Below are 26,966 nucleotides of genomic sequence, written 5' to 3' on the forward strand. Positions count from 1 at the left end.
CTTGACCGTGCGCGTACCCGCTCCCGACCCCCGGGCCGTCCGCGAGGCGAGCCTGGACGAGTTGTCCCGGCTGGGTCTTCCGCTGCCGCCGCCGCAGTTCCCGCTGGTGTGGGAGCCGGGTGACGAGATCGAGCTGCGTCCGACCCCGGAGATCGAGGCCCGGATCGCGGTGCTGCACGTGATCCTGGCCCGCTGTTTCGGGATGCCCGCGCGAGCGGCGACGGGCTGGCTGCTGGAGTCGCACCTGGTCGACGCGGTGACGCCGCCGGAGTGGCAGTTCGTGATGGGCGGCCGGGGCGACCACAGGTCGTTCGTGCTGCACCACGACGCCTTGTTCTCGCTGGCCTGGGTGCTCGGGCTGGCCAAGGAGCTGGACCCGACGGTGCCGGTGGACGAGCGGCTGGTCGAGCGGATGCCGAACCTGGTCGCGGGGGAGACGTTCGGCCAGTGGCGGGCCCGGATCCTGGCCGCGCCGCAGCACCCCGGCGACGCCGCGGCGCTGCTGGACCTGCACTACTGCCTCGACTGGGCGTACCTGGAGACCGAGAAGGCGGGTGGCGCGCTGCCGGGGCTGGTGGACGCCAACGCGATCGGGCAGCGCCGGTGGGCGCTGGAGTGGGCGGTGGTGCTTCGTGGGCCGTACCACGACGAGCCGCCGGGCTGGGAAGAGGTCGACCTGTCCACCTGAGCCGGGTCAGCGCGGGCGGTGCACGCCGAGGCGGACCGAGAGCGTGACCGGCACCGGCTCCGGCAGCGCGGCGATGCGCGCGGCGAGCCGTCGCGGGTCGGCGTGCCAGGCGCTCGGTCCCATCCCGACGAGCGTGGTGACCTCGGCGCGGGTCAGCGCGAGCCGGGCCCGGTGCCCGGTCGTGGACTCCTCGGCGAAGTGGGCGCCGAGGCTGCCGGCGACCCGGTCGGCCTTGTCCGGGTCCACCCGCAGCAGGTCCAGCGCGTCGACGAGTTCGGTCAGGTGGTCGGCGGCCGGGGTGACCACCAGCAGCGCGCCGCCGGGGTCGAGCACCCGGTGGAACTCAGGGCCGTTGCGCGGCGCGAACACGTTCAGCAGCACGGCGGTGGACCGGTCGGCCAGCGGCAGCCGCTGCCAGGTGTCGGCGAGCGCGGCGGCGGCCCGCGGGTGCGCCCGGGCCGCGCGGCGCAGCGCCGGCTTGGAGACGTCCAGGGCCAGGCCGGCGGCGTCCGGCAGCGCCGCCAGCACCGCCGCGAGGTAGTGCCCGGTCCCGGCGCCGGCGTCGACCACCAGGGGGTACGGGCCGGAGCCCGCGACGCGTACCGCTGTGGTGGCCAGCGCGGCGGCGACGGTGTCGTAGTGACCGGCGGCGAGGAAGCCGGCTCGGGCGGCGACCATCTCGGCGCTGTCCCCGGTGTGCGGGGCGCGACCGGCGAGCAGGTTGACGTACCCCTGCCGGGCGATGTCGAAGCTGTGCCCGCGCGGACAGCGCAACGCGCGTGCGGTGCCGGCGGTGGTCCCGGTGAGCGGTTCGGCGCAGACCGGGCAGCGCAGCCGGGCGAGGATGGAGTCGTCCACGCCTCAGTCCTCCGCTTCCGGTCGGCCGGTGAGGTGGTCGATCACCCGCTGGCTGAGCGTGCCGAGCGCGGCCACCTCGGCCGGGGTGAGCCGGTCGATCAGGTGCCGGCGGACGGCCGCGACGTGCCCGGGTGCGGCGGCCTCGACGGCCTGGCGCCCGGCCGGGGTGAGCACGACGACCGAGCCGCGGCCGTCGGTTGCGCACTCCTCCCGGGTGACCAGGCCGCGTTGCTGCATCCGGGAGATGTGGTGGGACAGGCGGCTGCGGGACCACAGCATCCGGTCGGCCAGTTCGCTGAGCCGTAGCCGTTGCTCCGGGGTCTCGGACAGGTCGCTCAGGACGTCGTAGTCCGGCTCGGAGAGACCAGCGTCCTGCATCAGCTCCCGGGCCAGTTCCAGGTCGAGCAGGCGGCGCATGCGGCGGTAGCCGCGCCAGGCACGGTCCTCCCGCTCGTCCAGCCAGCGCGGTTCGTCCATGCGCCGATCCTACCGGTGTTGTTGACATGTCACCAAGTTGCCGCCTAGGTTGATGACATGTCAACCAAACTGCCGTCCCGGCTGGTGCGGCTGCTCACCGGCCTGGCCCTGTTCGGCGTCAGCGTCGCGCTGATGGTCCGTGCCGACCTCGGCCTCGCGTCCTGGGACGTGCTGCACCAGGGCCTCGCCGACCGCACCGGCCTGCCGATGGGTCTGCTGGTCAACGGCGTGGCGCTGCTGGTGCTGCTGCTGTGGATCCCGCTGCGGCAGCGCCCGGGTGTCGGCACCGTGGCGAACGTCGCGCTCGTCGGCCTGGCCCTCGACGCGACGCTGGCCCTGCTGCCACCGGTCGATCCGCTCGCCGGCCGGATCGGCCTGCTGGTCGCGGGCGTCCTGCTCAACGGCCTCGCCACCGCGCTCTACCTCGGCGCCCGGCTCGGCCCCGGCCCGCGGGACGGGCTGATGACCGGCCTGGCCGCCCGCGGCCTGCCGCTCGGCCCGGCCCGCACCGGGATCGAGGTGACGGTGCTGGCGGCCGGCTGGCTGCTCGGCGGCACCGTCGGCCCCGGCACCCTGCTCTACGCGATCGGCATCGGGCCGGTCGTCGCCTGGCTCGTTCCCCGGCTCACCGCGCCGGCCCCGGCCGCCGCCCCGACAGGAGTGACCTCACCATGCCCCGCCTGAACGTCGTCGTCGCCAGCACCCGCCCCGGCCGGGTCGGCCGCCGCATCGGTGACTGGTTCACCGCAGCCGCCGTCCGGCACACCGGCTTCGACGAGGTACGCCTGGTCGACCTGGCCCAGGTCGGACTGCCCTTCCACGACGAGCCGCACCACCCGTCCGAGCGGGTCTACCTGCACGAGCACACCCGCGCCTGGAGCGCCGAGATCGACGCCGCGGACGCCTTCGTCCTGGTGATGCCGGAGTACAACTACGGCTTCAGTGCGCCGCTGAAGAACGCGATCGACTACCTCTACCACGAGTGGCAGCACAAGCCGGTGGGCTTCGTCAGCTACGGCATGACCTCCGGCGGACTGCGCGCGGTACAGATGATCAAGCAGGTGGTGACCACGCTGAACATGACCCCGGTCAACGACCAGGTGGTCGTCTTCCTGCGGCAGGCGCTGGACGAGTCGGGCGAGCTGCGACCCGACCCCGGTCGCGAGGAGGCCGCCGCGCTCATGCTGGATCAGCTCGCCCGGCTGGCCGCCGCGCTCGCGCCGCTGCGGACCGAGGGAGCGGCGTGAGCGCCCGGCTCTGGGAGCTGTTCGGGGAGCGCGGGCGCGGGGTGCTCGTCACGCTGCGCCGGGACGGCCGCCCCCAGCTGTCCAACCTCGACTACCTGGCCGAGCCTGGCCTGATCCGCTGTTCCACCACCGGCGACCGGGCGAAGGTGCGCAACCTGCGCCGCGACCCCCGGGCCGGCTTCCACGTGACCACCGCCGACGGCGGGGCGTACGCGGTGGCCGATGGCACCGTGACGCTCACCCCGCCGGCCGCGACGACCGACGACGCGACGGTCGACGAGCTGGTCGAGGTGTACCGGCGGATCCGCGGCGAGCACCCGGACTGGGCCGACTACCGGGCCGCCATGGTGGCCGACGGGCGGGTGGTCCTGCGGCTCGCGGTGGAGCGGGTGTACGGCTGGCGACCCTGACCGGGCCGGTCCACCGTCCGGCCCGCACCGGGGGTGACTAGGGTCTGAGCATGGTCGCAATCTCGTACGAGGACATCGTCAAAGTCCCGAAGGCGCTGCTGCACGATCACCTCGACGGCGGCCTGCGGCCCGCGACGATCGTCGAGCTGGCCGCCGAGGTCGGCCACGAACTGCCCACCACCGACCCGGCGGCGCTCGGCGTCTGGTTCACCGAGGCGGCGAACTCCGGCTCGCTGGAGCGCTACCTGGAGACGTTCGCGCACACCGTGGCGGTCATGCAGACCCCTGCCGCGTTGCGCCGGGTCGCCCGCGAGTGCGCGCTGGACCTGGCCGCCGACGGCGTGGTCTACGCCGAGGTGCGGTTCGCGCCGGAGCAGCACCTGGAGCAGAACCTGACCCTGGACGAGGTGGTCGACGCGGTGGTCACCGGGTTCCGGGAGGGCAGCGCGCTGGCCGCCGAGGCGGGCACCCCGATCCGGATCGGCACGCTGCTCACCGCGATGCGGCACGCGGCCCGCTCGCAGGAGATCGCCGAGCTGGCCGTGCGGCACCGCGACACCGGGGTGGTCGGCTTCGACATCGCCGGCGCCGAGGCGGGCTTCCCGCCCACCCGGCACCTGGACGCGTTCGAGTATCTCCAGCGGGAGAACTTCCACTTCACCATCCACGCCGGTGAGGCGTTCGGTCTGCCGTCCATCTGGCAGGCGATCCAGTGGTGCGGCGCCGACCGGCTCGGCCACGGCGTCCGCATCGTCGACGACATCACCCCGGGCAACCCGCCGGTGCTGGGCCGGCTGGCCGCGTACGTGCGGGACAAGCGCATCCCGCTGGAGCTGTGCCCGTCGTCGAACGTGCAGACCGGCGCGGCGGCCTCGATCGCCGACCACCCGATCGGGCTGCTGCGCGACCTGCGGTTCCGGGTGACGGTGAACACCGACAACCGGCTGATGAGCGGCACCTCGATGTCCCGGGAGATGGCGCTGCTGGTGGAGGCCTTCGGCTACGGCTGGAAGGAACTCCAGTGGTTCACCATCAACGCGATGAAGAGCGCCTTCATCCCGTTCGACGAGCGGCTGCGGATCATCGACGAGGTGATCAAGCCGGCGTACGCCGAGCTGATCGGCTGATCACGACTGGCGGGGGTGGCCGGAGAGCAGCGCGGCCACCCCGCGCAGCACCTGCCCGGCGCGGGCCGCCTCGGCGCCCAGCCCGGTCTGCCGGCGCAGCACTGCGGGCTCGGCGCGCAGCAGCGCGACTCCGCGCCGGAGCAGCACCCGGGGCGCCTTGCGCTGCTCCGCGAGATCCCGGGCGAGGCGGCGCAGGAACGTCGCGCCGCGCGGGCGGCGTAGCGCGTACGCCCCGGCGAGCAGCCCGAGTCGCCGGCACTCGGCCACGATCTCGGCCGCGAAGATCCCCTCGGCGACGAAGATTGGCGATCCGTCGACATGGAATGGCCGGGTGGCTACCCGGCGGTCTACGCCGATCGCATAAACCGGCACTTCGGCCTTGCCCTCACGAGCCAGTCGGGCGATTGTTTGCACCGCCGTGTCCGCATCCCAGGACAAGGGGGACTCCCAATCCACCTGTCCGTTTCGACGCGGACACGTAGGGTCATCGCCGTCCTTGTAGAAGTCGTCCAGGCAGAGCACCGGAAGTCCGGTTCGCTGGGCTATGTATGACTTTCCCGACCCGGAGGGGCCGGCAAGCAGAACGACGCGGTGCGGGTGTTCCATTACTTTAAGTGACTCCGGCCAGACGGATTGCTATCAAATTGCATCAACATCTCATCACACCTCCGGTGAGGGACAACCTGGTCTTTCTCTTTGCGGAGCGGCGTGATGGAATCTCGGAGGTCCGACCCGCCGGGTCGGTCGCTCGGCGTTGCCCTCACGGTGGCGCGGGGCGCGGTAATGCGAGGGCGGTGACGTGAGCAAACGGCCAACGACGGCGGGCTCCTTCCTGTCGCGGCTGCGTCGGCCGATGAGTCGGCTGCGCGACATGCCGATCTGGTCCAAGCTCGGTCTGATCATGATCGTGCCGACCATCGCCACGGTCGTGGTGGGCACCAGTGGTCTGGTCGACCACCTGGAGACGCTCAACAATGCCAACCGGGCGGGGGATCTGGCCAATCTGATCGGCTACTCGGGTGACCTGGTCGACAGCGTGCAGGACGAGCGGGTCGGCGCCGTGCTCTTCCTCGGCGCGAAGGAGTTCCAGACCCGGGCGCAGTACCAGGAGGGCTACAACCGCGCCAACCAGCGGGTGGACCAGAGGAAGTCGTCCTACCTGCGGCAGCGTGGCGAGATCGACGACCTGCCCCGCAACTTCGTCGGGCTGCTGGACACGATCGACACCCAGCTCAAGGATCTTCCGGCGACCCGCAGCCAGGTGCTGAACGGCAAGCTCAAGATCAATGACGCCGACCAGGCGTACCGGCAGCTGATCGAGGACCTGCTCGCGATCCGCGACTCGGCCACCCAGCTCGCCGGCGACAACGACCTGAGCGACCGGATGCGCGCGGCGGCCGCGGTGGCCCGGCAGAAGGAATACCTGACCCAGCGCCGGGTCGTCGTCCACCAGGCGCTCACCCAGAACCAGTACACCGCCGCGCTGCGCGAGCAGTTCATCGCCAGCGGCACCGGCCAGTCGCAGGCGCTGGCGACCTTCCAGGCCGTCGCCACCGAGCCCGACAAGCTGTTCTACGAGCAGACCGTCTCCGGGCCCGACCTGCGCAAGGCCGACCGCTTCACCAGTTTCATCTCGGGCAACAACAACGGCTCGATGGCGAACGCCCCGTTCGGGTCGGACCAGTGGGACCAGACCATGGTCGCCAACGCCGAGCTGATCCGTACCGTCGAGTCCCGCCTGGACGGCAACGTCGTCCGGCAGGCCGACGCGCTGCGCTCGGACACCCAGCGCCAGGTGTTCCTGGAGACCGGCCTGCTGCTCACCATGCTGCTGCTGGCCATCCTGTTCGCGTACCTGGTGGCCCGCTCGATGGCCCGCTCGCTGCGCGACCTGCGCCAGGGCGCCCTGGCGGTGGCCCAGTACGGGCTGCCGCAGGCGGTCGCCCGGCTGCGCGACCCGCAGGTGACCGGTCAGCTCTCCCCGGTACAACTGGCCAACCAGATCGCCGAACCGCTGCCGGTGCGGAGCAAGGACGAGTTCGGCCAGGTGACCGAGGCGTTCAACGCCGTCCACCTGGAGGCCGTCCGGACCGCCGCCGAGCAGGCTGCCCTGCGGGCCTCGGTCGCAACCATGTTCGTCAACCTGGCCCGCCGCTCGCAGATCCTGGTCGACCGGCTGATCGGCCACCTCGACCGGCTGGAGCGCGGCGAGGAGGACCCGGACCGGCTGGCCGAGCTGTTCCAGCTCGACCACCTGGCCACCCGGATGCGCCGCAACGACGAGAACCTGCTGGTCCTCGCCGGCGCGGACTCCACCCGTGTGCAGCGCGAGCCCGCCGCCCTGATCGACGTGCTCCGCGCCGCTCAGTCCGAGGTCGAGCACTACACCCGGATCGAGTTCGGCGTGATCGACCGGGACATCGAGGTCGCCGCCCACGCGGTCAACGACCTGGTGCACCTGGTCGCCGAGCTGTTCGACAACGCCACCGCCTTCTCCCCGCCGGACTCCCAGGTCATGGTGGAGGCCCGGCGGGTCGGCGACCGCGCCTCCCTCTACGTGGAGGACCGCGGCATCGGCATCAGCTCGGAGCAGCTCCGTGACCTCAACGAGCGGCTGGCCACGCCGCCGCAGGTGGACGTCGCGGTCTCCCGGATGATGGGCCTGGTCGTGGTCGCGCGGCTGGCCGCCCGGCACGGTGTCCGGGTCGAGCTGCGACCGGGCGCCGACCGGGGCACCGTCGCCGACGTGACGCTGCCGACCTCGGTCCTGGTGCCGCGTGCCCTGGCCGGCCGCGGCCAGCCCGCGCCGGCCCTGCCGCCCGCCGCCCTGCAGCAGAACGGCCCGGCACCGGCCTTCGGCGCCCTTGCCGCCTTCGGCAACAACAACCCGCCGAGCCTGCCGCCGGCGCCGCACCCGGGCTCCTCGGGCAACCAGGTCACGCTCGGCGGCCGGGCCTTCGACCCGGCACCGCGCAACGGCTCGGGGACCCCGGCGAACGCCGGGGGCGGCCGGGCGATGCCGGCCTGGTCCGACCTGACCGGCGCCAACCCGTCCGGCGGGGACGGCGGATTCGGCTCCCGGCCCTCCAACGGCCAGTCGATGGACCCGCTGCCCCAGCGGCGCAACCCGGCCGACGGCGACCCGGGCAGCACCGGCCAGCAGCCGGCGATCCCGCGCCAGCTGCCGAGCAGCCCGGAGGCGCGGCCCTACAGCCCGCCGCCGGTCTCCGCGCCGCCGGTCCCGCCGGTGTCGGCACCGCCGCTGCCTCCGATGTCCGGCAACCCGCTGCCGTACCGTCCGGTCTCGGCCGCCCCGGTCTCCGGTGACCCGTTCTCGGGCCGTCCGGTTTCCGCGGCGCCGGTCTCCGGCGACCCGATGCCGTACCGTCCGGTCTCGGCCGCGCCGGTCTCCGGGCACCCCGCGTCGGCTGTTCCGGTCTCCGGACAGCCCGCCGCCGGTCAGCCGGCCTCCGCGCCGCCGGTGAACCAGCCGCAGGCACGCTCGATGCCCGCTCCGGGTGTCAGCGCCCCGCCGGTCTGGCCCCCGGTCGCGCCGACGCCCGCTCCGGCGGCGCCGGAACGGCCCGCGAGCGGTATGGACATGACCACCGAGCTGCCCCGGGTGCCGCGCACGGAGATGCCGGCCACCCCGCAGTCGGCGGCCGGCCAGCCCGCCGCCGCTCCGGCCACGAACCGGCCGTCCGAGGCCCGGCCCGCCACCCCGGCGGCTCCGGCGTCGCGACCGGCCGCGCCGCAGCAGCCGGGCAACCGCCAGCGGTACGCGGACGAGACGATGGAGCTGCCGATCTTCCGGGAGCTGGAGTCGGCGTGGTTCCGCACCCGCCGGCCCGGGCCCAACGACGAGGCGGCGGCTCCGGCCGCGACGACGAACGGTGGCGCCGCCACCCAGCAGTTCGCCAAGGTGGACACCGCCGGCCGGCCCGTGCCGCAGCCGACACCAGCAACGACAGGTAACACACCGATGGCACACACTCCGACGGCCGGCGGAGCACCGCGTGACAACGGCGCGGCGAACGGCAACCCCCGTCCCGCGTACACCGGCGGGTTGCCGACCCGGCAGCCGGCCGCGCCGCCGCAGCCCTCCTCCCCCTGGCAGACCGCTGCCGACGACGGCTGGCGGGCCGCCTCCGCGGCCACCGAGGTGCCGGTGGCGGAGACCACCCAGAAGGGCCTGCCGAAGCGGAAGCCGATGGCGCAGCTCGTGCCGGGCAGCATCGACAAGCCTTCCGCGTCGGTGCAGCGGCGTACACCGGAGGGGGTCCGGGGCCTGCTCTCGGCCTACCATCGGGGCGTGCAGCGCGGGCGTAACACCGACAGCAACACGACCGGCCCGGAGGGCACTCCGGGCGGGCAGCAGTCCTCGCAGTCTGACTCAGGCCCGGTGGCCGGGAGCGGGCAGAAGGAGCAACAAGGATGACTACTACGCAGGATCTCGGATGGCTGCTCGCCAACTTCGCCGACCGGGTGCCCGGTGTGGCGCACGCGGTCGCGGTCTCGGCCGACGGCCTGCTTCTCGCCTCGTCCCGTGACCTTCCGCGGGACCGCGCCGACCAGCTCGCCGCGATCGCGTCCGGTCTGGTCAGCCTCACCCAGGGCGCGGCCCGCTGCTTCGAGGGCGGGGCGGTGTTGCAGACAGTCGTCGAGATGGACAACGGCTTCCTGTTCCTGATGTCCATCTCCGACGGCTCGTCGTTCGCGGTGCTGGCGGCGCGGAGCTGCGACGTGGGTCAGGTCGGGTACGAGATGGCCCTGCTCGTGGACCGGGTGGGCGACGCCCTGACGCCGCAGCCGCGCACGGCTGTGGGGATGATGGGCTGAATGACGCGCTGGCCGGTGGGTCAGGTGCGGGAACAACTACGACAGCGACGGATGTCACCGGGGCGAGCCGGTGCCGGGTACGAGGGAGGTGAGCGGCGAAATGGCGGATCGTGACGAGCCGACCGGAGCGTTGGTCCGGCCGTACGCCGTTACCCGCGGTCGTACCCGTCCCCGGCTCGACATCGCCCTGGAGGCACTCGTCGAGACGACGGTGCGCGGCCGAGCGGTTGCCACTGGCAACGGTGGCCACGGTCGTGAACACCAGTACATCGCCGCGTTGTGTGACGGACGTGTGCAGTCGCTCGCTGAGATCGCGGCGCGGATGCAGCTTCCGCTCGGCGTGGCCCGGGTGCTCATCGCCGACATGGCGACGGACGGCCTGGTCGCGGTCCACGAGCCGACCATTTTGGACGACTCCGATGACGCGGTGGGCACTGAACTGCTGGAGAGGGTGCTGAGTGGACTTCGCAGGCTCTGACATGTCGCACCGGCCGCCGGTCCCGAGCGGGCGCGTGACGTCGGCGAAGATCGTTATCGCCGGTGGGTTCGGCGTCGGCAAGACGACGCTGGTCGGTTCGGTCTCGGAGATCACGCCGCTGACCACCGAGGCGATCATGACCTCCGCCGGCGTGGGCGTCGACGACACCCGGCAGGTGCCGGGCAAGACGACGACCACGGTGGCCATGGACTTCGGTCGTATCTCGATCGACCGGGATCTGATCCTGTACCTGTTCGGTACGCCGGGTCAGACGCGGTTCTGGTTCATGTGGGACGAGTTGGTCCGGGGTGCGATCGGCGCGGTGGTGCTCGTCGACACCCGGCGGCTCGCCGACTGCTTCGCCGCCATCGACTTCTTCGAGCACCGGCGGCTGCCGTACCTGGTGGCCATCAACTGCTTCGACGGCATGCAGTACCACGATCCGCAGGACGTCCGGGACGCGCTGGCGATCTCCCGCGACGTGCCGGTGGTGCCGTGTGACGCCCGGAACCGGGAGTCCACGAAGCACGTGCTGATCTCGCTGGTCGAGTACGTGCTCACCATGCGGCGCTCGCGGGCCGTCGCGCCCGCCTGACCGACGCGCGGAAGCGCCCGGCGGCCTCAGGGCCACCGGGCGCTTCCTGCCGTCCGGGGGTGGACACGGTAAGCGATCACCCGGTGACCGGCCACGCGGGACGGTCACCGGGTGACGGCCGAGGTCAGGCGTACCGGGTCCAGGTGCCCCGGAACACCTGGTACACGGCGAGCGAGTCGGGTTCCATGCCGCCGTGCCGGTCGGCGCGGAACGCGTACCCGCCAGCGATGCCCTCGACCGTCTGCGCCTGCAGGAGGGCCCGCAGCCGGCCCCGGTCGAGGCTCGTCGCCATCCGCGCCGACGTGGCGAGGAGCTGGAGCGCGTCCGAGGCGTACGGGGCGAAGTCCGGGCTGACGCCGTGCCGCTGCGTGTAGCGGTTGACGAAGTCCCTGCGGGCCCGCTGCGCCGTCGTGGTGGCGGTCGCAGCGGAGACGTCCAGGCAGGCCGGGTGCACCGCGTACGCGCCCTCCACGGCGGCGGCGTTCGCGCCCTGGACGGTGTCGTCGGCGACCGCGCCGGCGTCGAAGAAGATCGGGCCGCGGTGACCGGCGGCGCGCAGTTCCCGTGCCGCGACACCGGAGTCGGGTGCGGTACCCCAGACCACCACGCCGTCCCGCTGGCTGCCGGCGACGCGCTCGGCGGCGGCGCGGAAGCGGCGGCCGGTGGCCGGCAGGCGTACCGTGCGGGCCAGGTCGGTGCTGCTGTCGGCGAGCGCCTCCCGCATCGCGCGCACACCCGAGTCGCCGTGCAGGCCGTCGGCGGCGAGCACCGACACCCGCCGGATCTTCTTGGACTCGAACAGCTCCACCAGGCGACGCGCCATGTCGACGGCGTCCGGGGTGAGCTTGTAGGTGAACGTGCGCTCCTCCAGCGGCAGCACGATGCGGTCACCGTAGCCGAGGGACAGGAAGGGCGTCTTGACCCGCTGGGCGGCCGCCGCGAGGGCCGTCGAGGTCTCGCCGAGCACGCCGCCGATGAGGGCCTGGGCGCCGGCCCGGGTGAGGTCGGCGGCATGGCGGGCGGCGACCTCGGGGTTGCTGCCGTTGTCCAGGATCTGGAGCCGGACCGACCGGACCAGGTTTCCCACGGCTATGCCGGTGCGGTTGAGCGAGTCGGCGGTGAGCTGAAGGGCCTGTCGCTGGGCGACGCCGAGCAGCGCCCCGGCGCCGGTCAGTTCAAGGCTCGCGCCGACGACGAGATCCTGGTCGGCCGGCGCGCTGCTGGACGGGCCGTCGTCCGGCCGCTGGCCCTGCGGGGCGCAACCGGCGAGCAGCAGGCTGCCGGCAGCGGCGGCGAGGACGCCCCGCCGGGTGAGCACAGTGGAGTCGAACGCCGGTGTCGCCAATGGAATCGCCTTCCCACCCCGGCGAACAGGCGCCGCCGCTGGTCCGCCGGGTATGTTCCCGGCCGGTCCAGCCCAGCGTCAAATCGTCCCGGTGTGGGATGGAACACCCCGGCGGGCCCGGTCAGGAGCGGTAGCCCGCCGAGCGGTACTCGTACTCCCGGTCGTCGTCGCGGTCACCGGTGTCGCGGGTGAAGTCCCAGCCGCCGGCCGCCTCACGGCCCGGTCGGCCGCCCACGGCGAAGCCGCCGATCTCCTGGCCCCGCCGCCAGCCCCGGAAGTATCCGGTGGTGTTCTCGGCGAGGCTCGCCGCGTTCCGGACGATCCGCAGAGGACGCTCCTCGCGCAGCGGGGAGCCCGGCACCAGGTTGGCCTGCGGTACGCGCTTCGGCAGCCCGGCCGTGGTCTCCGCGCCGACGGACGGGCGGGCCGCCTGCTCGGCCGCCTGCCAGCCGGTGTCGGCGGTGGTGGACCAGTCCAGGTCGGCCTCGTCGCCGTGGCCGACGAACCAGGCGGACTTGGCCTGCGCGAAGATCAGCAGGTCGCCGTCACCCTCGTCGGAGACCGGCGGCGGCCGGTGCTCCTTCGGGGCGGGACGCCGCTCGGGCATGGCGGGAAGCGGAACGCGGCCCGGTTGGCCCTGGTCGACCAGACGCAGCGGGGGCGCCTCCAGACCGGGGTCGACCGGCCGGCCCATCTCGTCGCGCAGCGCGCGGTCGGCGAGCGGCGGCGGCTCCACCAGCCGCAGCATCGGTGGCTCCTGCGGCAGGTCGTCGGCGAGCCACGGTGGCGTGACCCGGCCCGGGTCGCTCGGCGCGTCCACGCCCCGCCCGTACGAGTAGGTGGTGCTCTCCCGCTCCCGGGTGGTGTCGTCCTCGTTGTTCACCAGCGGCCAGTTCGCCCGGGAGCCGGGCGGCGCCTCCGGCGCGGGTGGACGCGGGGCCGGCACCGGGATGCTCAGGTCGGTGGCGCTGAAGCCACCGGTCGGCGGTTCCGGGTTCTGGTTCGTCTTGGGCCGGGGCGGGATGACGGTGCGCTGCCGCTCGGCCCGCGCCTTGTTGATCGCCGCGGTGGTCAGCGTCGGGCGGAACGGCTCGCCGGCCTCGGCGGGTGGTACGGCGCCGCGCGGGGACGGGGCGATCGGCGTGATCCCGGGGGGCGGCGGAGGCGGCGCGGAAATCGGCCGGTTGGTCGGGCCGTCCACCCGCGACGGCATCGGCGCGCCGGTCGGCTCGGGCCGCGCCGGGGGAGCCGAGGACGGCCGGCCCAGTGCTGCCGCCGGAGCGACGGGCGTGACCGGGGCCGGGGCGACCGGCGGCGGGGTGACAGGCGCGGGCGCGACCGGTGGCGGGCCCAGCGGCCGGGGCATCGTCGTGGCGGCCGGACCGGACACCGGCTCCGGACGGCTGCGCCGCCCACCGGGGAGCGGCTCGGGACGACCGCGACGGCCGGCCGGCTCGGGTGCCCCGGCCGGCTCGGGACGGCCGCGGTGCGGCTCGGCGATCGGGTCCGGCTGGATGGAGCGCACCGGACGGAGGTCGGCCGCCGACGTCGCGGCCAGCTCGTCGACCTGCTCGCCCCGGCGGGCGGCGGCCCGGCGGCCGGTCGCGGGAGTGGGAGCGGTGCGTTCGGCGAGTGCGCCGACGAGCGCGTCGCAGCCGGCGTCACAGGTCCGGACGGAGGCGACGGCCTGGCGTACGGTCTCGGCGACGGCCGCGGTGAGCGTGCGGTTGACGGTGGCCCGCCGGGGCGTCTCGGAGATGGCCACACGCAGCGCGGTCACCGCGTCGGAGACGGCGTCGGCGTCGGCCACTCCCTCGCCGGCCAGCTGCGCGACGACCGCGTCGGCGGCCAGCGCGCCGTCCCGGCCACCACGGGTCGCGGGACCGGTGAGCATTCCCGGCTCGGGAAGCGCGTCGAGCACCGCCAGGGCGACCCGGTCGGCCGGGTCCGGGTAGGCCCGCAGCGCGGCCGGGTAGAGCTCGCGGAGCACCTCGCGCAACGTCACCGCGGCGGAGTGCCGGCCGCTCGCCAGCGCCGCGTGCGCGGCCAGGACCTGCGTGTATCCGGCGAGTTCACGCGGCGCCGGGAGGGTCACCGCGGAGAGCGCGCCGGCCTGGAGCGCACGGGCCAGCCCGACCGCCCGGCGCTCGGCGGGCGGGGACTGCATCTCCTCCAGGGAGTCGTCGTCGGCGAAGCGCTCGGCGAAGTCGTCGGCCGAGTCGTCGTCCGCGATCGCCAGCGGACGGCCGGCGGCGCTCAGCAGCGAGGTGACGATGTGATCGTCGCTGTCCGCGGCGATGGCCGCGCCGCTCGGACCGCCGGACCGTTCCACCAGCAGCGCGACCAGCCGGGCGTAACCGGCGGCATCGTCACCGATCTCGCAGACGTGCAGCAGACGGCCTGCGTCGTCGACCACAGCGGACGTCAGCGTCGTTCCGGCCGAAGCCGTTCGGTCGGCCGGATCTGCCGAGGCCAGACCGCAGTACACGCGCACGAGCGCCACGGCGTCGTCCTCCTCCCGGGACACAGGTCTTGCTCTGCCAGAGACTGATGCTCCCCGCTCCGGGTCAGTCGCGCCAGTCCACAACCGCAGAGATCTTGCCGACAATGGTGCGCCAACCCAAACTTGCGGTTTGTGCCCCGATTTTCTTCAGCCGGCGGCGACCCAGGAAACCACCGACGCCACCGTTGACGGAAGCGCGCAGCGCCTCGTCCAGGTCGTCCAGGCTGGAGCCCGCCGAGAGCATGTCCAGCACGGCGGGTAGCCGCAGGGCGTACGCCAGGTCACGGGCGATCTCGCCGGCTTCGATGAGCAGCTCGTGGTCCCACGCGTCGTGGCCGCCGCGCAGGTTCTCCACGACCAGGTCGAGCTCGTACGTGTCCTCGTCCAGCGGGGCGATGTCGGCCGGCTCCAGCCGTTCGGACAGTTCATTCCAACTGTCCAGCTGGGACAGGTCGTTGGGCGCACCGGAACGGATGAAAGTGACCAATGACTCCGGGGTCTTGAACAGCAGGAGCCGGCCCTTGTGGGTGAGGAAGACCGGCACCTCCTCGTCGCCCGCCTCGTCCTCGTCCTCGTCGGCGTCGTCGCCGGCCTCGTCCTCGGCGGCCTCGTCGTCGTCCGAGGCGTCGGCCTTGTCCTTGCGGCGGGCCTTGGCGTCCTTCTCCTCGTCCTCGTCGTCCTCCTCGGCGGAGAGGGCGGCGAACTCCTCGTCGAGGATCACCACCTCCTCGTCCTCCTCGGTCTCGACGACCTGGCGGCGGGCCAGGAACGGGTCGTCCTGGTCGCGCTCGGCGACGTCGGTCGGGGTCAGCTCGCGCGCCTGCCGGTACGCCCGCAGCGTGAAGCCGGTGCCGGCGGGCAGGGCGATCTCCACCGGGTCGATCCGCACCTCGTCCCAGAGCGCGCGGTCGGCCGGCGGGCGGTCCTCCTCGACCTCGTCGGCCGCGGCGGCGGCGTCGGTGTCGTCGAGCTCGGGCTCGTCGGCGTCGGGCCGTTGGGGCGACTGGCGGGCCACGCTGACCTCCGTGTGCGTTCGGGTTGCCCACCCGGCGGCGTCGCGCCGCCGAGTGACTCTGCGCACATACCCTAGTGGGCGACGGTTCCGGCCGGGAGTCGCACCCCTTGGCGTCGCGGCGACTCGACAAGTAGCGTTGCTACGCATGAAGGCGCAGGCGCTGCACGGACACCTGGACGCGCTGCTGCTCGCCGTGCTGGAACGGGGCGCGCTGCACGGATACGCGATCATCGAGGCGTTGCGCGCCCGCAGCGGCGGCGCGCTGGATCTGCCCACCGGCACCATCTATCCCGCGCTGCGCCGGCTGGAGCGGGCCGGGCTGGTGGCGAGCACCTGGAGCACTGTGAACGGCCGGGAGCGCCGCACCTACGAGCTGACCGAAGCCGGTGGCCGGGCGCTGTCGGGGGAACGGGCCGACTGGCGCGAGTTCAGCACCACAGTCGGGCGGTTCCTCGGCGCGGACGAGCCGCCCACCGCACCGGCCTGACCGCGCCCGCCCGGGGCCCGCGCCGAGCGGGCAGCCCGAGCAGCAAGCACGATGGCCGTTCAGCCGGCCAGCCGGCGGTCGGCGAGCACCCAGCAGCGGGCCGCACGGGCCAGGGCGAACCAGGCCGCCGAGACCACCACCATCCCGATGATCAGGGGCGGCCAGGTGAGCGCGGCGTCCCACAGCCCGATCGACCAGCCGAACAGCGCGCCCCCGGCGACGGCACCGACCAGAAGGCTGCCGGTCAGACCGAAACCGATCACCCGAGCCGGGCGGACGAGCCGCGGTGACCCCCACCGGGCGACCAGCAGCGCGGCCAGCGCCAGCGCGGCGACCACCCCCCAGATGCCGTTCAACGCGGCGGAGAGCAGCAGGTAGCTCTGCGGCGGCGGTGGACCGCTGCTCCAGCTCGACCCCTGCCAGGTCAGGTCACCGGCGGCGATGAGCACCACCGCCACCACGAGCGTGCGCAGTGCCAGCCGGTGCAGCGCGCCGACAGCCAGCTCAGCCTGGAAACCTGGCACGAGCTGGGCGTCGCTGCCGAACTCGGCGACCGCCCGCCGCTGCGCCTCCGCCCGCGGCAGGCCCCCGTGCCGGTACGCCTCGACGGCGTCCTCCAGCGCGTGCCGCGCCTCGGTCAGCAGGTCGGCCTTGAGCCGGTCCGGCCCGTGCAGCCGCGTGGACAACTCGTCCAGCCGACGGTCGACCACTGCCTCCTCATGCACCCGCATGCGGGTAAGCCTGCCACCGGCGGGCGGCACCCGCGTCAGGGAAAACCCCGATCGTCAGGGCGTGATCGCCAGGTAGCCGCGTTCCGCCGCCTCCTGGCGCAGCCACTGCTCCCGGTACCAGCCGGGACGTGCCACCAGCTCGTCGTGCCGGCCACGCTGCACGATCCGGCCGCCGTCGAGCACCACGATCTCGTCCAGCCCGGCCAGACCGCTGAGCCGGTGGCTGATCAGCAGCACCGAGTGCTCGGCCGGGGTGGCGGCGAGCGCGGAGTCCAGCACCGCGTCGGCAGCCGCCGGATCGAGCCCCTCGGTCGGCTCGTCGAGCACCAGCACCGGCGGGGCGGCCAGCAGCGCCCGGGCCAGCGCGAGCCGCTGCCGTTGCCCGCCGGAGAGCTGCCCGCCCTGCTCGCCGACCACCGTGTCCCAGCCGTCGGGCTGCTCGCGTACCCAGTCGAGCAGGCCGGCCGCCCGGGTGGCGGCGACCAGGTCCGCCTCGGTGGCGTCCGGACGGCCGAGGAGCAGGTTCTCCTTGACGGTGGCGTGGAAGACGTACGCCTCGGCGAGCAGGCCGCCGACCACCCGGGGCAGGTGCTCGGCCGGGATCTCGGACACCGGCACGCCCCCCGCGGTGACCTCGCCGGTGCCGGGGCGCACCGCGCCGGTGAGCACTGCGGCGAGCGTGCTCTTGCCGGCGCCGCTCGGTCCGACCACGGCCACCCGCCGGCCGGCGGGCAGGTCGAGGTCGAACCCGGTCAGCGCGGGGGCGGCGCCCGCCCGGTAGCGGACCGTCACGTCGGAGAACCGCACGTCGTGGCCGTCGGTCCCGGCCACCGGAGCGGTCTGCGGCGTCGCCGGGGCGGGGTCGGTGAGCAGGTCGGCGACGCGGGCCAGTCCGGCCCGCAACTGGGTGCGCTGGCGGGCCGCCGCGACGAGCGCGAGCGCCACCTCCACGGCGGCGAGTGAGCCGACCGCGAGGACGCCGACCAGCACGCCGCCGACCTCGGCGCGCAGCGCCACGACCACCACGGCGGCGGCGGTGAGACCAGCCACGAGGACGCCGAGCGCGTCCACCGCGAAGCCGGTCGCGGCGAGCCGGCGTTCCAGCCGGGCCAGCCGTCCGGCCCGCTCGGCGGCGGCGGCGAGCGCCGGGCCGGTCGCCCCGAACGCGGCCAGGTCGGCGGCGCCGTGGGTGAGGTCGACCGCGTCCACGGCGAGCGCGCCCCGCAGCGGGGCCACCTCGTCGGCGGCGCGGCGGGTGATCCGGGAGGCGAGCGCTGGGAGCGCCACGCCCGCCACGAGCAGGCCGAGCGCGAGCACACCGGCGGCCGGCGGTGCGATCAGCGCGGCGACGCCGACCGCGAGCACGCTGACCAGTGCCGCCGCCGCTCCCGGTACGAGGACGCGCAGGAGCAGGTCCTGAGCCGCCTCCACGTCGGAGACCAGCCGGCTCAGCGCGTCCCCGGTACGCCGGCCGGTCTCGCGGCGGGCGGCGAGCGTGGCGAAGACGCGGGCTCGTACGTCGGTGATCATGCGGAGTACGGCGTCGTGCCCGGCGAGCCGTTCGGTGTACCGGAACACGCCCCGGCTGACCGCCAGCGCCCGGACCGCGACGATGGCCACCGTCAGCCGGTCCAGCGGCGGACGGCCGGCGGCGCTCATCAGCAGCCAGGTGGCGGTGGCCATCAGCGCCAGGCCGGCGAACTCGGTCGCGGCGGCGAGCAGCCCCGCGCCGAGCAGCCGGCTCAGGTACGGCCGGGCCAGACGCAGTACCGCCCGCTCGGCGCCGGGACGGGCGGGCGCGGGCGGCTCCGGCGTGCCGGCGGGGACCACCGGCACGCCGGTCGGCCCGGCCGGCTCGCGGCCCACCGGCGTCACGCCGTCGCCGGCGGTCACCGGGCCACCACCGGGCGGGTGGGGGAGACGGGGATCATCGCGGCACCGCCGGTCCGGTGGCGGTCGTGTGCAGCTCGGTGACCCGGCCGTCCTCGACACGCAGGATCCGGTCGGCGTCGGCGAGCAGCGCGGGCCGGTGCGCGACGAGCAGCGCGGTACGTCCGGCGACCAGCCGCCGGGTCGCGTCCAGCACCACCGCCTCGCTGGCGCTGTCCAGCCGCGCGGTCGGCTCGTCGAGGAGCACGATCGGTGCGTCCCGCAGGAACGCACGAGCCAGGGCGAGCCGCTGCCGCTGCCCGCTGGACAGGCCGTGGCCGCGCTCGCCGAGGCGGGTGTCCAGCCCGTCGGGCAGCGCGTCGACCACCTCGTCCAGCGCGGCGCCGGTGACCGCCGCGGCGAGCGCGGCATCGGGGGTGTCCGGTGCGCCGAGGCGGATGTTGTCAGCGAGCGACCCGGCGAACAGGTGCGCCCGCTGCGGCACCCAGGCCAGCTCGCGCCGCCAGGCGTCGAGATCGGCCCCGGCCAGGTCCACCCCGTCGACTGTGACCCGGCCCGAGGTCGGCGCGACGAAGCCGAGCAGCAGGTTGAGCAACGTGCTCTTGCCCGCACCGCTGGGCCCGATGATCGCCACCCGGTCGCCCGGCCGGACGGTCAGCGTGACGTCGCGCAGCGCGGTGGTGCGCTCGTACGCGACTGTCACGCCCTCGAAGCGGATCTCGCCCCGGCCGCCCGGTGCCGGCCGCCGGGGCCCGGCGGTGGTGGCGGGCCCGTCGGTCGCGGAGAGCGTGAGCGCCTCGTCCAGCGCGGTGAGCCCCTCCATGCTGGCGTGGAACCGGCTGCCCGCGGCGCGCAGCGGCAGGTACGCCTCCGGGGTGAGCAGCAGCACCAGCAGCGCGGTGGAGAGCGTGAGGCCGCCGCCGAGCAGCCGGATGCCGACCGGCACCGCGACCAGCGCGACGGAGAGCGTGGCGACCAGTTCCAGCACCAGCGCGGACAGGAACGCGATCCGCAGCGTCTTCATGGTGGCCTGGCGGTGGCCGTCGGCCATCCGGCGTACCACGTCGACCTGCCGCTCGGACCGGCCGAACGCGCGCAGCGTGGGCAGCCCGGCGACCATGTCGAGGAAGTGCCCGCCGAGCAGCGACAGCCGTCGCCACTGCCGTTCGGTGGCGGACTGCGCCTGCCAGCCGAGCAGCGCGCCGAAGATCGGGATGAGCGGGATGGTGAGCGCGATGATCAGCGCCGAGCTCCAGTCGGCGAACACGATCCGGGCCAGCACCGCCACCGGCACCGTGACGCTCAGCACGAGCTGCGGCAGGTAGCCCGTGAAGTACGGGTCGAGCGCGTCCAGGCCACGCCCGGCCAGGGTGGCGAGCTGCCCGGCCCGCTGCCCGGCGACCCAGGTGGGACCGTGCCGGCCGACCGCGCCGAGCAGGTCGGCGCGCAGCGCCGCCTTGACCGTGGCGGCGGCCCGCGCCGCCACGGTGCCCTGGGCCCAGCTCACCAGCGCCCGCCCGGCGACCGCGGCCACGAACCCGGCCAGCGCCGGCCGGTGCAGCCGGCCGTCGAACGCCGTGGCCAGCAGCGTCGCCAGGGCGGTGGCCTGGGCGATGACCAGCAGCGCGGTGAGCCCGCCCAGCACCGCGAGCACGGCGAGGTCGCGCCGGGCCGCGGGGACCCGACGCAGCAGACGCGGGTCGAACGGGCGGCGGTTCACCAGTACACCGGTGCCCTGCCGTCGATCCGTCCCCGGAACACCCACCAGCACATCGCCTGAAAGCCTAGTAGGGCCGGCACGAGCGGTAGCGCGAGCCATCCCAACAGCGCCAGCGTCGGTCGGCTGGCGGCCGCTTCGGCCACCGTCAGCGACGCCGCCGGGTCGGTAGTGGAGACCAGGATCCGGGGCCAGAGCGCGGCCCCGATCAGCGGCGCGGGCAGCGCCAGTGCCGTCGCGGTCGCCGCGAAGGCCGCCCCGGCCCGGCCCCGGCGCAGCGCCGCGCGGGCCGTCAGCAGCGCCGCCACGAGCGCCAACGGCAGGAGTACGGCCACCGCCGGGCGCGCCACCGCGGCGCGTACCCGATCGGAGAGCAGGCCCAGGACGGTGGCCGCGCCGACGGCGGCGAGCGCGGCGGGCACCAGGCCGCTCGCCAGCCGGGCGAGCGCCGGGGCCCCGGCGGCGGGCAGCCGGAGCGTGAGGAACGTCGCACCGTGCACCGCTACCAGCGCGAGCAGCGCCAGCCCGGCGGCGGCGACGAACGGGGTGGCGAGATGACCGGCACCGACCACGTGGCCGTCCGCGCCGAGCGGCACGCCCTGGAGCAGCCCGGCGAGCAGCGCGCCCCAGCCCAGCGCGGCGAGCACGCAGCCGACCACCACCACGCGGTCCCAGCGGGCGCGAGCAGTGGCGGAGGCCGGGCGGCTGCGCAACTGCACCCCGGCGGTCACCAGCACCACCCCGGTCAGCGCGGCGAGCACGGCCGGGTAGAAGCCGGAGAGCAGCTCGCCCTCCAGTCGGGGGAACGCGCCGAACAGGATGCCGACGGCCGCCACCAGCCAGACCTCGTTGCCGAGGAAGAACGGCCCGAGCGCGGTGAGCGTGGCCCGGCTGCCCGGTGCCGGTCCGCGCCGGGCCAGCAGCAGGCCGACGCCGTAGTCGTAGCCGCCGAGCACGAGGTAGGTGGCGAAGAAGAAGCCGAGCAGGGCGTACCAGGCGAGTTCCACGGCGGCTCCCTCAGGCGAACACGGGCTGGTGGTGGGCGTCGGTGTCGGGCGCGGGCGGACGGCCGAGCGCGGGGTCGTGCGCGCCGCGGGCGGCGTGCCGGGCCAGCAGCACCCAGTTGGTCACCGCGAGCGCGCCGAGCAGCAGGCTGAACCCGATCAGCGAGGTGAGCATCAGTCCGGGTGAGACCGGCGAGACGGCCTGCGCGGTGGGCAGCAGCCCGTACGCGGCCCAGGGCTGGCGGCCGACCTCGCGGGCGATCCAGCCGAGCAGCATCGCCACGAAGGGCAGCGGCAGGCCGAGCAGGATCAGCCAGAGCGGCGCCTTCAGCCGGATGATCCAGTCGCGCCAGAGCAGCGGCAGCAGGAGCCAGAGGGCGCTGAGCGTGAAGCCGATCAGGATCATGAAGCCGAGGCCGACGTCGGAGAGCACCGGCGGCTCCCAGTCGGCGGGGCCGAACCGCGCGGTCCAGTCGGCGACGAGCGCGTCCCGCTCCGGCCCGCCGCCGAACTTGGTCGGCTGGAGCTGCCCGACCGGGCCGAACTGGGCGAAGCCGAAGCCCTGGAGCATGGTGACCGAGAGCGCCGCGGTGACCAGGCCCAGCCGCAGCGAGGTGCGGAAGAGCGCGTAGTCGGTGGTACGCCGCAGCAGGTGCCAAGCGCTCACCGCGGCCATCAGCAGGCCGCCGGTGACCAGGCTCGCCGAGATGACGTGGCCGAACGCCATGCCGAACGTGGGGTTGGTGAGCAGCGCGCCGAAGTCGGTGAGGTGGGCGACGCCGTCGCGGACCTCGTACCCGACCGGGTTCTGGAGCCAGGCGTTCGCCACCATGATCCAGAAAGCCGAGGCGTACGCGGTGATCGCCACACCCCAGAGCAACGCCAGGTGCACGCCGCGCCGCAGCCGGTGCCACCCGAAGATCCACATGCCGAGGAACGTGGACTCCAGGAAGAACGCCACGAGCGTCTCGATGGCGAGCGGCGCGCCGAACACGTTCCCGACGTAGCGCGACAGCCCGCTCCAGTTCAGGCCGAACTGGAACTCCATGACGATGCCGGTGGCGATGCCGAGCACGTAGTTGATCACGTAGAGCTGGCCCCAGAACCGGGTCAGCCGCTCGTACCCGGGCTTGCCGGTCAGGTAACCGGCCGTCTGCAACCCGACCAGGAGCGTGACCAGGCCGAGCGTGACCGTCACGAACAGGAAGTGGATCGAGGTGGTGGTGGCGAACTGGAGGCGGGCGAGGAGCAGCGGGTCCACTGTCGTCCTCCAATGGGTTGGCTCACTTGTCGTAGCCAACCTACACATAGGCTGCCTACCTATGTGGGTGCGCGAACCCGGAGAAGTCCCGTAGGGGGCGAGGCCGGGATCAGCTCAGGAACAGGGCGAACGGCAGGGAGACGAGCGTGCCGGCGACCGCCAGCGCCATCGCGCCGAGCACCCGCGGCGGTCGGTCCGCGACGAGCAGCCGCTGCACGCGTACGTCGAGGTCGCGGTCGCCGAGTCCGAGCGTGCCGGCCGGCTGCACCCGGTGCTCGGCCGCGGCGAACCGGCGCAGCGCACCGGCCAGCGGCGCGTTCGCGTGCAGCTCCCGGGCCTTGTCGTCGGCGCGCATCTCGACCAGCAGCGCCACCCGCGCGTGCGCGTCCCGCACCCACCGGAACCAGGGCAGCGCCCGGCACAGCGCGGTGAACGGCAGCAGCACCAGGTCGTGCCGCTCCTGGGCGTGCGCCCGCTCGTGGGTGAGCACCGCAGCCAGCTCGGCCGGGTCGAGCAGGTCGAGCGTGCCCGCGCTCACCACCACCCGGGGACGCACCCCGGGCAGGCAGTACGCCGCCGCGCTCGGGTGGTCGAGCACCAGCGCGCCGGGCACCGTGGGGTCACGCCGGGCCACCAGGTGCAGCAGCTCCCGGTGCCGGCGCTGGGCGCGTACCGCGGCGTGCAGGCTGCGCACCGTCGTGGTGAGCAGCACCGCGCCGATGCCGAGACCGACGCCGACCAGGCTGAGGTGCACCGCGCCCACCCCGGCCGGCAGCGTGCCGTGGGCCAGGTCGTCGGCCAGGGCCAGCAGCGCGTACCCGGTCGCCCGGTCGTACGCGTCGAGCCCCAGCGCCATCGGCAGCCCCATGGCCGACAGGCCGAGCGCCAGCCCGACCGCCTGCCAGCAGATGATCGCCACCCGGGGTGCCCGCCAGGTCCAGCGCGCGGCGGCGAGGACCTGCGCGGTCAGCCAGCAGGCCAGGATGATCGCGGCGAAGTGCAGGGCGTACGCCACGGCAGCCGCCCTACCGGTCCGTCGCCTCGTCGAGCGCCGGCCGACCGGGCCGGGGATTCTCGACCCGGCCGGCCGGTCCGTCCTCGACAGTCGCCCCGGCCTCGGCGCCGAGCGCGGCGCGGAGCACGTCCGCCTCCGTGCCGGTCACCGAGCGGGCGAAGCGCACGAGTGCGGCGTCCCGGCTGCCGCCGAGGTCGAGGGCTTCGAGCATGAGCTGGGCGATGTGCGCCTCGCGGGTGGCGGCCGGACGGTAACGCCAGGCGCGCCCCTCCCGCTCGCGCTGCACCATGCCCTTGCCGGCGAGCCGGTCGAGCACCGTCATCACCGTGGTGTAGGCCAGTTCCCGCCCGTCCAGGGCGTCGGCGACCTCGCGCACCGTCACCCCGCCCGACGAGGCGGGCGCCGCGTCCCACAGCACGTCCATCACCGCACGCTCAAGGTCCCCCAGCCGAGTCACCCGTCAATCCTACCCCCGGTAGTAGACCCCTTCCGCCGGCCCGGTTCCTGTTCCGGTTCCGGTTCCGGTTCCTGTTCCCGACGATCAACACCGGCTCGGGGAGGTGGCGCGGTCCGGGGCGGTTCGATGCAGCCATCTCGGCGTGTTGGTGTCGATCTTCCAGGTCCGTGGTGGTGGTCGGCCCGATCCACTCCACCTCGGGGAAGAGATGTCGATCTTGGCGGCCGAGGTGGGGTGCGCGGGCAAGGTCAACACCAGTCCGGGGAGGTGGTGCCGTCCCGGGCCGGTTGATGCAGCCACCTCGGGGAGGTGGTGTCGATCTTGTTGGCTGGCCGGTGTTCGGGGGTTCGGTCCAGGTCGCTCCGGGGGTGATCCTGCTGGCCCGCCTCGGCAAGATCCGCACCGGCTCGGGGAGGTGGCGGTATCCGGGGTGGTTTGATGCGGCCATTTCGCCGTACGGGTGTTGATCTTGCAGGGTGCGATCGACACCAGCTCGGGAAGTGCGGGAACGGGAAGTGGCGGCAACCCGGGTGGGAGTGCCGCCACTTCGGGCCGGACTGGACTCCGTCGAGTCAGACGCCCTTCGGGTGCCAGACCGTCTTGGTCTCCAGCAGCGTGGTCATCCGGGTGATGCCGGGGTCGGCGTACCAGTCGTGGCCGACCGGGGCCGGCCGGAGCACCCGCTTGAGGTTCTCCGCGGCCTTGATCTCCAGGTCGGCGGCCAGCTCGGCGTCGGCGACGCCGGTCAGGTCGACGGCGTTGACGTCCATGTGCGCGGCGAGCGTCGGCACGGTCTCGGTCAGCCGGCCGGTGAGGATGTTGACCACCCCGCCGGGCAGGTCGGAGGTGGCGAGCACCTCGGCCAGCGTCACCGCCGCCAGCGGCGCCGCCGGGGAGGCGGCCACCACCACCGTGTTGCCGGTGACGATCGCCGGGGCGATCACGCTCACCAGGCCCAGCAGCGCGGGCTCCTCGGGGGCCACCACCGCCACCACGCCGGTCGGCTCCGGCGCGGACAGGTTGAAGTACGGGCCGGCCACCGGGTTCGCGCCGCCGTACACCTGGGCGATCTTGTCGGACCAGCCCGCGTACCAGACCCAGCGGTCGATCGCCGCGTCCACCTCGTCGGCCGGGACGCCCAGGGCCACGAACTGCTCGCGCCGGCCCTCCAGCATCTCCGCGACCCGGTAGAGGATCTGACCCCTGTTGTACGCGGTCGCCCCGGCCCAGCCCTTCACCGCGGCACGGGCGGCCACGACCGCGTCCCGCGCGTCCTTCCGGGAGGCAAGAGACACGTTCGCCGACTGCACCAGATACGACCGTCCCGACTCGCTGCGCGGGAACTTCCCGCCGATGAAGAGCTTGTACGTCTTGCGTACCGCGACCCGCTCAGACATTGAGGTACCCCTCCAGCCCGTGCCGGCCGCCCTCGCGACCGTAGCCCGACTCCTTGTAGCCGCCGAACGGCGAGGTCGGGTCGAACTTGTTGAACGTGTTGGCCCACACCACGCCCGCGCGCAGGCGATCGGCCAGCCACAGGATCCGGGAACCCTTGTCGGTCCAGATCCCGGCCGACAGCCCGTACGGCGTGTTGTTTGCCTTCTCGACGGCCTCCGCCGGGGTGCGGAACGTGAGCACCGACAGCACCGGGCCGAAGATCTCCTCGCGGGCGATCCGGTGCGCCTGGGTGACCCCGGTGAAGATGGTCGGCGCGAACCAGAAGCCGCGCTCGGGCAGCTCGCACGGCGGCGACCAGCGTTCCGCGCCCTCGGCGGACCCGGCGTCGGACAGTTCCCGGATGCGGGCGAGCTGCGCGGCCGAGTTGATCGCGCCGACGTCGGTGTTCTTGTCCAGCGGGTCGCCGACGCGGAGCTGGGCCATCCGGCGCTTGAGCGACTCCAGCACCCGGTCGGCCACCGACTCCTGGACCAGCAGGCGGGAACCGGCGCAGCAGACGTGCCCCTGGTTGAAGAAGATGCCGTTGACGATGCCCTCGACGGCCTGGTCGATCGGGGCGTCGTCGAAGACGATGTTCGCGGCCTTGCCGCCCAGCTCCAGCGTGAGCTTCTTGCGGGTGCCGGCGACCGAGCGGGCGATGGCGCGGCCGACCTCGGTGGAGCCGGTGAACGCCACCTTGTCCACGCCCGGGTGCTCGACCAGCGCCCGGCCGGTGTCACCGGCGCCGGTGACGATGTTCACCACACCGGCGGGCAGGTCGGCCTGCTGGCAGATCTCGGCGAACAGCAGCGCGGTGAGCGGAGTCGTCTCGGCCGGCTTGAGCACCACCGTGTTGCCGGCGGCGAGCGCCGGGGCGATCTTCCACGCCAGCATCAGCAGCGGGAAGTTCCACGGGATGACCTGCGCGGCCACGCCGAGCGGCTTCGGGTCCGGGCCGAAGCCTGCGTGGGGGAGCTTGTCCGCCCAGCCCGCGTAGTAGAAGAAGTGCGCGGCGACCAGCGGCAGGTCGACGTCGCGGGACTCCTTGATCGGCTTGCCGTTGTCCAGCGACTCCAGCACCGCCAGCTCGCGCGAGCGCTCCTGGATGATCCGGGCGATCCGGAACAGGTACTTGGCCCGGTCCCGGCCCGGCATCGGACCCCAGACCTTCTCGTACGCGCTCCGCGCGGCGCGGACCGCGCGGTCCACGTCGTCGGCGCCCGCCTCGGCGATCTCGGCCAGCACCTCCTCGGAGGCCGGGTTCACCGACTTGAAGCTGCCGCCGGAGGCCGGGTCGACGAACGCGCCGTCGACGAAGAGCCCGTACGAGGGCTTGATGTCCACCACCGAGCGGGACTCGGGGGCGGGTGCGTATTCGAACATCG

Annotated in this window: 25 protein-coding genes; 10 read left to right on the forward strand and 15 right to left on the reverse strand. The window is 74.0% G+C overall.

The features are described from left to right. Positions 1–7: 7 nt before the first annotated feature. The gene (locus tag KSK32_RS16420) at positions 8–688 is read left to right on the forward strand and encodes a DUF4272 domain-containing protein (protein ID WP_216932004.1); all 681 of its coding nucleotides are present in this window, start codon (positions 8–10) and stop codon (positions 686–688) included. A gap of 6 nt (positions 689–694) precedes the next feature. Here the strand turns inward: KSK32_RS16420 and KSK32_RS16425 are convergent, their stop codons facing one another. Then, positions 695–1,546, reverse strand: a complete 852-nt coding sequence (locus tag KSK32_RS16425; protein WP_216932005.1) for a putative RNA methyltransferase — start codon at positions 1,544–1,546, stop codon at positions 695–697. 3 nt (positions 1,547–1,549) lie between these two features. Beyond that, positions 1,550–2,023 (reverse strand): MarR family winged helix-turn-helix transcriptional regulator, encoded by a 474-nt coding sequence (locus KSK32_RS16430; RefSeq protein WP_216932006.1) that lies wholly within the window; start codon positions 2,021–2,023, stop codon positions 1,550–1,552. 57 nt (positions 2,024–2,080) lie between these two features. Here KSK32_RS16430 and KSK32_RS16435 point away from each other — a divergent pair, with 57 nt between their 5' ends. Genes KSK32_RS16435 through KSK32_RS16450 form a run of 4 tightly spaced genes read left to right on the forward strand, consistent with a single transcriptional unit; the run spans position 2,081 to position 4,807 of the window. Further along, positions 2,081–2,707, forward strand: a complete 627-nt coding sequence (locus KSK32_RS16435; RefSeq protein WP_216932007.1) for a YitT family protein — start codon at positions 2,081–2,083, stop codon at positions 2,705–2,707. Next, a complete protein-coding gene (locus tag KSK32_RS16440; RefSeq protein WP_216932008.1) occupies positions 2,695–3,270 on the forward strand; it encodes an NADPH-dependent FMN reductase in 576 nt (191 codons plus the stop codon). The genes KSK32_RS16435 and KSK32_RS16440 overlap by 13 nt, the downstream gene beginning before the upstream one ends. After that, positions 3,267–3,680, forward strand: coding sequence for a PPOX class F420-dependent oxidoreductase (locus KSK32_RS16445; RefSeq protein WP_216932009.1), 414 nt, complete (start codon positions 3,267–3,269; stop codon positions 3,678–3,680). The genes KSK32_RS16440 and KSK32_RS16445 overlap by 4 nt, the downstream gene beginning before the upstream one ends. 50 nt (positions 3,681–3,730) lie before the next feature. Further along, positions 3,731–4,807 carry an adenosine deaminase gene (locus KSK32_RS16450; protein ID WP_013473969.1) on the forward strand — a complete coding sequence of 359 codons (1,077 nt, stop codon included), beginning with the start codon at positions 3,731–3,733 and terminating at the stop codon, positions 4,805–4,807. On the opposite strand, the gene KSK32_RS33465 is transcribed toward KSK32_RS16450, so the two are convergent. Then, the gene (locus tag KSK32_RS33465) at positions 4,808–5,179 is read right to left on the reverse strand and encodes a hypothetical protein (RefSeq protein WP_254187079.1); all 372 of its coding nucleotides are present in this window, start codon (positions 5,177–5,179) and stop codon (positions 4,808–4,810) included. 427 nt (positions 5,180–5,606) lie between these two features. On the opposite strand from KSK32_RS33465, the gene KSK32_RS16460 reads away from it, so the two are divergent. The 4 genes from KSK32_RS16460 (at position 5,607) to KSK32_RS16475 (ending at position 10,719) form a co-directional block, all read left to right on the forward strand. Continuing rightward, entirely contained in the window at positions 5,607–9,245 is a 3,639-nt protein-coding gene (locus tag KSK32_RS16460; RefSeq protein WP_216932011.1) for a nitrate- and nitrite sensing domain-containing protein, read from the forward strand. After that, on the forward strand, positions 9,242–9,646 hold the full coding sequence (locus tag KSK32_RS16465; protein ID WP_013283992.1) for a roadblock/LC7 domain-containing protein: 405 nt from the start codon (positions 9,242–9,244) through the stop codon (positions 9,644–9,646). The genes KSK32_RS16460 and KSK32_RS16465 overlap by 4 nt, the downstream gene beginning before the upstream one ends. 100 nt (positions 9,647–9,746) lie before the next feature. Further along, on the forward strand, positions 9,747–10,124 hold the full coding sequence (locus tag KSK32_RS16470) for a DUF742 domain-containing protein (protein ID WP_030501200.1): 378 nt from the start codon (positions 9,747–9,749) through the stop codon (positions 10,122–10,124). Position 10,125: 1 nt separating this feature from the next. Then, entirely contained in the window at positions 10,126–10,719 is a 594-nt protein-coding gene (locus tag KSK32_RS16475) for an ATP/GTP-binding protein (protein WP_018786076.1), read from the forward strand. Positions 10,720–10,843: 124 nt separating this feature from the next. On the opposite strand, the gene KSK32_RS16480 is transcribed toward KSK32_RS16475, so the two are convergent. From KSK32_RS16480 to KSK32_RS16490, 3 genes are all read right to left on the reverse strand, one after another. Beyond that, positions 10,844–12,064 (reverse strand): ABC transporter substrate-binding protein, encoded by a 1,221-nt coding sequence (locus KSK32_RS16480; RefSeq protein WP_216932012.1) that lies wholly within the window; start codon positions 12,062–12,064, stop codon positions 10,844–10,846. Positions 12,065–12,185: 121 nt separating this feature from the next. After that, a complete protein-coding gene (locus KSK32_RS16485) occupies positions 12,186–14,591 on the reverse strand; it encodes a transposase (protein ID WP_216932013.1) in 2,406 nt (801 codons plus the stop codon). 40 nt (positions 14,592–14,631) lie between these two features. Continuing rightward, positions 14,632–15,582, reverse strand: coding sequence for a DNA primase (locus KSK32_RS16490; protein WP_216932014.1), 951 nt, complete (start codon positions 15,580–15,582; stop codon positions 14,632–14,634). A 145-nt stretch (positions 15,583–15,727) separates the two neighbouring features. Between KSK32_RS16490 and KSK32_RS16495 the strand changes: the two genes are divergently transcribed. Then, positions 15,728–16,069: a PadR family transcriptional regulator gene (locus KSK32_RS16495; protein ID WP_216932015.1), complete on the forward strand. Its 342-nt coding sequence runs from the start codon at positions 15,728–15,730 to the stop codon at positions 16,067–16,069. Positions 16,070–16,128: 59 nt separating this feature from the next. Here KSK32_RS16495 and KSK32_RS16500 read toward each other — a convergent pair whose 3' ends face one another. From KSK32_RS16500 to KSK32_RS16540, 9 genes are all read right to left on the reverse strand, one after another. Then, the gene (locus KSK32_RS16500; RefSeq protein WP_216932016.1) at positions 16,129–16,800 is read right to left on the reverse strand and encodes a permease prefix domain 1-containing protein; all 672 of its coding nucleotides are present in this window, start codon (positions 16,798–16,800) and stop codon (positions 16,129–16,131) included. Positions 16,801–16,854: 54 nt separating this feature from the next. Continuing rightward, complete coding sequence (gene cydC / locus KSK32_RS16505; RefSeq protein WP_216932017.1) at positions 16,855–18,693, reverse strand: thiol reductant ABC exporter subunit CydC; 1,839 nt, start codon at positions 18,691–18,693, stop codon at positions 16,855–16,857. A gap of 34 nt (positions 18,694–18,727) precedes the next feature. Then, positions 18,728–20,410: a thiol reductant ABC exporter subunit CydD gene (gene cydD, locus KSK32_RS16510; RefSeq protein ID WP_216932018.1), complete on the reverse strand. Its 1,683-nt coding sequence runs from the start codon at positions 20,408–20,410 to the stop codon at positions 18,728–18,730. After that, complete coding sequence (gene cydB, locus KSK32_RS16515; RefSeq protein ID WP_216932019.1) at positions 20,407–21,414, reverse strand: cytochrome d ubiquinol oxidase subunit II; 1,008 nt, start codon at positions 21,412–21,414, stop codon at positions 20,407–20,409. The genes cydD and cydB overlap by 4 nt, the downstream gene beginning before the upstream one ends. Before the next feature lie 10 nt (positions 21,415–21,424). Next, positions 21,425–22,672 (reverse strand): cytochrome ubiquinol oxidase subunit I, encoded by a 1,248-nt coding sequence (locus KSK32_RS16520; protein ID WP_216932020.1) that lies wholly within the window; start codon positions 22,670–22,672, stop codon positions 21,425–21,427. Positions 22,673–22,781: 109 nt separating this feature from the next. After that, positions 22,782–23,687: a M56 family metallopeptidase gene (locus KSK32_RS16525; protein WP_216932021.1), complete on the reverse strand. Its 906-nt coding sequence runs from the start codon at positions 23,685–23,687 to the stop codon at positions 22,782–22,784. A gap of 10 nt (positions 23,688–23,697) precedes the next feature. After that, entirely contained in the window at positions 23,698–24,144 is a 447-nt protein-coding gene (locus KSK32_RS16530) for a BlaI/MecI/CopY family transcriptional regulator (protein WP_026268060.1), read from the reverse strand. A gap of 572 nt (positions 24,145–24,716) precedes the next feature. Beyond that, positions 24,717–25,541: an aldehyde dehydrogenase family protein gene (locus KSK32_RS16535; protein ID WP_216932022.1), complete on the reverse strand. Its 825-nt coding sequence runs from the start codon at positions 25,539–25,541 to the stop codon at positions 24,717–24,719. Beyond that, positions 25,534–26,964: an aldehyde dehydrogenase family protein gene (locus tag KSK32_RS16540; RefSeq protein ID WP_216932023.1), complete on the reverse strand. Its 1,431-nt coding sequence runs from the start codon at positions 26,962–26,964 to the stop codon at positions 25,534–25,536. Before KSK32_RS16540 ends, KSK32_RS16535 begins: the two co-directional genes overlap by 8 nt. Between the last annotated feature and the right edge of the window lie 2 nt (positions 26,965–26,966).

Origin of the sequence: Micromonospora sp. WMMB482 (assembly GCF_019038635.1) — a bacterium.
GTDB lineage: Bacteria > Actinomycetota > Actinomycetes > Mycobacteriales > Micromonosporaceae > Micromonospora > Micromonospora marina.